We start from the raw sequence: 5,063 nt of genomic DNA, 5'->3' as shown, positions 1-5,063 counted from the left end.
CATAAGAAAGAATGGTCGCCAAAAAGGCGAAATAGATCGATCATAGAATAGTCTTCGCTTTGTGCAAGCAAAGAAAAGTAACTCGCCGAAAAGGCGAAACAAAACACTAACCAAAACACAAACCTAAAAATGACCTTCTTAGCCCATCCACACCACGCTAGTAACTATGCTTACCCTCAGGAAAGCTCCCCGCCTTCACCGCCTGCACATAATCCACCACCGCCTGCTGCACACTCCCCGCCTGCTGCAAGAAGTTCTGTGCGAATCTTGGTGCTTTGTAGTCTTGTGGGGCTTTATCTGCCGGACCAGTATATATTCCCAATAGATCCTGCAATACCAGCACCTGGCCACTACAGCCAGCGCCTGCGCCTATGCCTATCGTTGGCACACCAATGTGCTGTGTGATATGCGCAGCCACCGCCGCAGGCACCATCTCGAATAGCACCATATCCACCCCGGCCCGCACCATTGCCTGGGCATCGTCCAGCATAATTTGCGCGCTTTCTTCAGTCTTGCCCTGAATTTTATAGCCACCCAGCTTTTCGACTGACTGCGGCGTAAAGCCCAGATGTGCACATACTGGCACGCCATTGTCGACCAGGTAACGTGCGGTCTCAACCATGTTGCCGCCACCTTCGATCTTGACGATATGCGCACCTGCCGCGATCAGTGTCTGTGCATTAGTGAGTGCTGTCGCCGGATCATGCTCATAACTGCCTGCTGGCATGTCGCTCATGATCACAATGGCGGGTGCGCCTCTGGCCACCAGACGGGTGTGATAAATCATGTCTTGCATAGTCACTTCCAGCGTATTGGTCGCGCCTTGCACGACCATGCCCAGGGAGTCCCCCACCAGCAAGACATCCACACCAGCCAATGCCAGCAATTTGGCAAAGGTGGCGTCATAGCAAGTGAGCATGGCAATTTTTTCGCCCGCACCTGCTTTTGTGAGAAGGGTATTCAGCATCTGTTTCCGCCATCAACCTGCCAACACGGGCCGATGATAGTGACCCATACCGCCAGGTTGAATTAAAAGTTGGGGTTAAAGTATTCGCGGCTGCTCTTAATCTGGCCAATACGCTCGATCAGCAAGTTAAACGCTTCCGGGTCTTTAATAATATTGAGCTTTTCGTTATTCACAATCAGCAAAGGTGAGGCATCGTAGCCGTGAAAAAATTCACTATAAGCTTCGGCCAGGCGGGCAATATACTCACGCGGCATATCTTGCTCGTAGCTGATATTGCGCTCCTCAATGCGATCCATTAAGGCGTCTACCGGCGTTTGCAGATACACCACCAGATCTGGCTTGGGTGCTTTGAGTTGCAAGTGCTGGTAAATCTGGTGATAGAGCGAATACTCTTCATCATCCAGGTTCAGGCGTGCAAACAGCGGGTCTTTTTCGAGAAAGAAATCAGACACCGTAGGCTGGCCAAACATATCACGCTGCGCCATATCTTCAATCTGGCGCGAACGCTGAAACAGGAAGAATAACTGCGTTGGTAAAGCGTAACGCTGTGCATCCTGATAAAAGCGGGTCAAAAACGGATTGGCCTCAGCCTTTTCAGACAATAGCTCGACTGAAAACTGATCGGCCAGCATCCGGGCCAATGTGGTTTTGCCACTGCCTATCGGACCTTCAATAACGACATAAGGAAAGCGGGTAAACATGGTGATTGCTCGTTCAGCGGATTCAATTCGGATTCAGTTTGCGCACGTCATCGTGCTTGTGTTTTGCTGTCCATTCTACAACAGTCTTTCCTTGTGGCAGCATAAAGTCGGGCACAATTTCAGCCAGTGGCAAAATCACAAAGCCACGCTCATGCATGCGCGGATGCGGCAATTTCAATAACTCGGTATCCAGTTGCATGCCGTCATAATCCAGCAAGTCGAGGTCCAAAATGCGAGGCGCATTGGGAAACGGGCGCTCACGGCCAAACGTCTGCTCAATATCCAGCAATAACTGCATCAACTGCGGCGCCGGCATCTCGGTCGTTACTTGCACCACCGCATTGATAAAGTCAGGCTGGTTATCGTAGCCCACTGGTGCCGTCGCATACAGGCTGGAGGCTTGCATCAAGGTTAACCCTGGCGTACTAGCCAACACCGCAATCGCTTTGCTGACCTGTATTTCTGGCTGCTGCAAATTACTGCCCAGCGCAATCAACGCAATGGCCATTAAGCCAAGTCTCCGCCCACAGGCTTTTTCTTGCGCGGTTTGCGGCGACGCTTTTTCGGCCCGCTTTCCGGCAGTAACATTTCTGTACGCTCATCGGTGCCTGCATCGGCAAAGCGTGTCCACCAGTCGCCCAGCTCTTGCGGCAATTCGCCAGAAGCGCAACGCAACAAGAGGAAGTCATAACCTGCGCGATATTTCGGGTTGGTGAGCAATGCATAAGGACGCTTGCCAGAACGCTGTTCAAAGCGCGGTTGCATCACCCAGATTTCCTTCATAGTCGCGGTATAGCGATTGTGAATCGCCATTTTTTCGGCCTGCTTATCGATCACTTCATTCATCGCCTCATGCAAGGCCGGAATGATATGCTCGCCGCGCTTCTGGTTTTCTTGCCAGGCCTGCAACACCTCATGCCACAGCAAGGTTGCGAACAAGAAGCTCGGGTTGGAAGACTTACCGGACAAAATACGCTCATCGGTATTTTTCAGCGCCAGCATGACAAATTTCTCACCCAGCGGCTGTTCCAGCACCACATCCAACAACGGAAGCAAACCGTGATGCAACTGCTGCGCGCGCAGGGCATTGATGCTCTCAATGGCATGGCCGGACAGGAATAGCTTGAGCATCTCATCAAACAAGCGGCTAGGCGGCACATCTTCGAGCAGGTCAGCCAGTTTGCGTATCGGTGCTTCTGTAGAGCGCTCCAGCTTCAGGCCCAATTTGGCCGACAAACGCACCGCGCGCAACATGCGCACCGGGTCTTCCTGATAACGCGTGACAGGATCGCCAATCATGCGCAAGGTTTTGGCGCGCACATCAGCCACACCATGATGAAAATCCAGCACTTCCTGACGCTTGGGGTCGTAATACAAGGCATTGGCGGTGAAGTCACGGCGCACCGAATCTTCCTCAATACTGCCAAACACGTTGTCACGGATGATGCGGCCGCTATCGTTGGTTTCAGCGTCACCATCGCTTAAGTGATGACCACGGAAAGTAGAAACTTCTATCGTCTCATGCCCCCATAACACATGTACCAGCCGGAAACGACGACCGATAATACGCGAGCGCCGAAACACCTTATGCACCTGCTCAGGCGTGGCATTCGTTGCCACGTCAAAGTCTTTAGGCGGATGATTGAGCAGCAAATCGCGCACGGCACCACCGACGATATAAGCCTGGAAACCGGCCTTCTGCAGTTGGTCGCAGGTCTTCAGTGCGGCCTGGCTAATATGCTTCTGGTTGATTTTATGCTTGCCTACCTGGATGACTTGCGCCGCAGGCAGTTGAGTGTGGGTATTCGCGCTGGCACGACGACGGAATACTTTTTGCAGTAATTGTTTAATCATTCGTTTTTTTGCATTTCAAGCGCCGGCCAGAGCCACGCTATAGTTTATGTTGGTTATTCCACAATACGTCCGGCACACCTGCCTGCCGGTTAAGCGTGCGACAGAGGACAAACAGTAAATCAGACAATCGGTTCAGGTATTGCAAGGCCACAGCGGTGACCGGCGATTGCGCATGCAGTGCATGCAACACGCGCTCGGCACGCCGACAAACCGTACGTGCCAAATGACACACGGCGGCTGCACGGCTGCCACCCGGCAAAATAAATTCTTTTAACGGACTAAGCGCTTCGTTCCAGGCATCCAGCGTCAGTTCTAAAAACGTGACCCGACCCGCCTGTATAAAGTGATGCCCAGGCATACACAACTCACCACCCAGGTCGAACAAATCATGCTGAATCGCCAGCAAGCTGTCACGCACATCGTCCGCCAGGTCTTCTACCAGCAACATACCGAGCACGGCATTCAGCTCATCGACATCGCCCATGGCCTCCACGCGCAAGTCAGATTTTGCCACGCGCGAGCCATCGCCCAGCCCGGTTGTGCCGCTATCGCCAGTACGCGTGTAAATCTTGCTCAGCCGGTTGGCCATGCCTGACACCTGTCTAAAATCCGATATAATCCCCCCATTATAAATCATACCGTGCCATTTCGATGTGCCCAGCGATTGCAGTCAATGCCCCCATTGGGGTGATGGATTCCGGGGTCGGCGGCCTCAGCGTGCTAAAACACCTCACCCGCCAACTGCCACATGAGCATTTCATCTACTTTGCTGACAGCGCTCACGCGCCTTACGGCAACAAAACCGCCGCAGAAATTCAGCAACGCTGCACAATCGTCACCGATATATTAATTGCCAAAGGCGCCAAAGCCCTCGTCGTCGCCTGCAACACCGCCACGGCCGCCGCCATCGGCAGCATGCGCCAACACTACACCCTGCCGATTATCGGCATGGAGCCCGCCGTTAAACCTGCGGCGGCTGCCAGCAACAACGGCATCATCGGCGTACTCGCCACCACCGGCACTCTGCAAAGCGCACAATTTGCAGCCCTGCTCGAACATTACGGCCAAAACGTGCAAGTCGTCACACAAGCCTGCGTCGGCCTAGTGGAATGCATAGAACAAGGCCAACTCGACACCCCACAGACGCTGGCACTACTGCAGCAATACTGCAAACCACTCATGGCCGCAGGAGCGGATACCATTGTGCTGGGCTGCACGCACTACCCGTTTGTGCGTAAATATATTCAAGAGATCGTCGGGCCTGATGTCACCTTGATTGATACCGGCGCTGCCGTGGCGAAGCGTTTGCAACAGGTGTTAGAGCAAAGACAAATGCTTAATGCAGCAACGGAAGCTGGCGATTATGTGTTTTTAACGAGCGGGACGGAGGAAACTCAGCGAGTGATGCAGCAATTATGGACGATCACCGCCTAGACTGTCAGCGCTGAACCGATATGCGTTAGAAAGTCATTCTTTAGAGCGCTTAGCTTTGGCGGGGTGATTTGGCGATGGCTTTCGCCTTGTCGGCGAGTCACTTTCTG

6 protein-coding genes are annotated in these 5,063 nt (G+C 53.1%); 1 reads left to right on the top strand and 5 read right to left on the bottom strand.

Features of this window, described 5'->3' with window-relative positions:
* Positions 1-157: 157 nt before the first annotated feature.
* The 5 genes from panB to B3355_RS10200 form a co-directional block, all read right to left on the bottom strand.
* Complete coding sequence (gene panB / locus B3355_RS10220) at positions 158-967, bottom strand: 3-methyl-2-oxobutanoate hydroxymethyltransferase (protein ID WP_292783414.1); 810 nt, start codon at positions 965-967, stop codon at positions 158-160.
* 62 nt (positions 968-1,029) lie between these two features.
* Positions 1,030-1,668 (bottom strand): deoxynucleoside kinase, encoded by a 639-nt coding sequence (locus B3355_RS10215; protein WP_019883325.1) that lies wholly within the window; start codon positions 1,666-1,668, stop codon positions 1,030-1,032.
* Between the two features lie 22 nt (positions 1,669-1,690).
* The gene (gene folK, locus B3355_RS10210; protein ID WP_292783411.1) at positions 1,691-2,176 is read right to left on the bottom strand and encodes a 2-amino-4-hydroxy-6-hydroxymethyldihydropteridine diphosphokinase; all 486 of its coding nucleotides are present in this window, start codon (positions 2,174-2,176) and stop codon (positions 1,691-1,693) included.
* Positions 2,176-3,522, bottom strand: a complete 1,347-nt coding sequence (gene pcnB / locus B3355_RS10205; protein ID WP_292783408.1) for a polynucleotide adenylyltransferase PcnB — start codon at positions 3,520-3,522, stop codon at positions 2,176-2,178. The genes folK and pcnB overlap by 1 nt, the downstream gene beginning before the upstream one ends.
* Before the next feature lie 37 nt (positions 3,523-3,559).
* Positions 3,560-4,111 carry a cob(I)yrinic acid a,c-diamide adenosyltransferase gene (locus B3355_RS10200; RefSeq protein ID WP_024930678.1) on the bottom strand — a complete coding sequence of 184 codons (552 nt, stop codon included), beginning with the start codon at positions 4,109-4,111 and terminating at the stop codon, positions 3,560-3,562.
* 62 nt (positions 4,112-4,173) lie between these two features.
* On the opposite strand from B3355_RS10200, the gene murI reads away from it, so the two are divergent.
* A complete protein-coding gene (gene murI, locus B3355_RS10195; protein WP_292783404.1) occupies positions 4,174-4,956 on the top strand; it encodes a glutamate racemase in 783 nt (260 codons plus the stop codon).
* Positions 4,957-5,063 lie beyond the last annotated feature (107 nt).

Origin of the sequence: Methylophilus sp. UBA6697 (genome assembly GCF_002454655.1) — a bacterium.
In the GTDB taxonomy this organism is placed as follows: domain Bacteria; phylum Pseudomonadota; class Gammaproteobacteria; order Burkholderiales; family Methylophilaceae; genus Methylophilus.
This window is presented reverse-complemented; position numbering and strand designations above follow the sequence as displayed.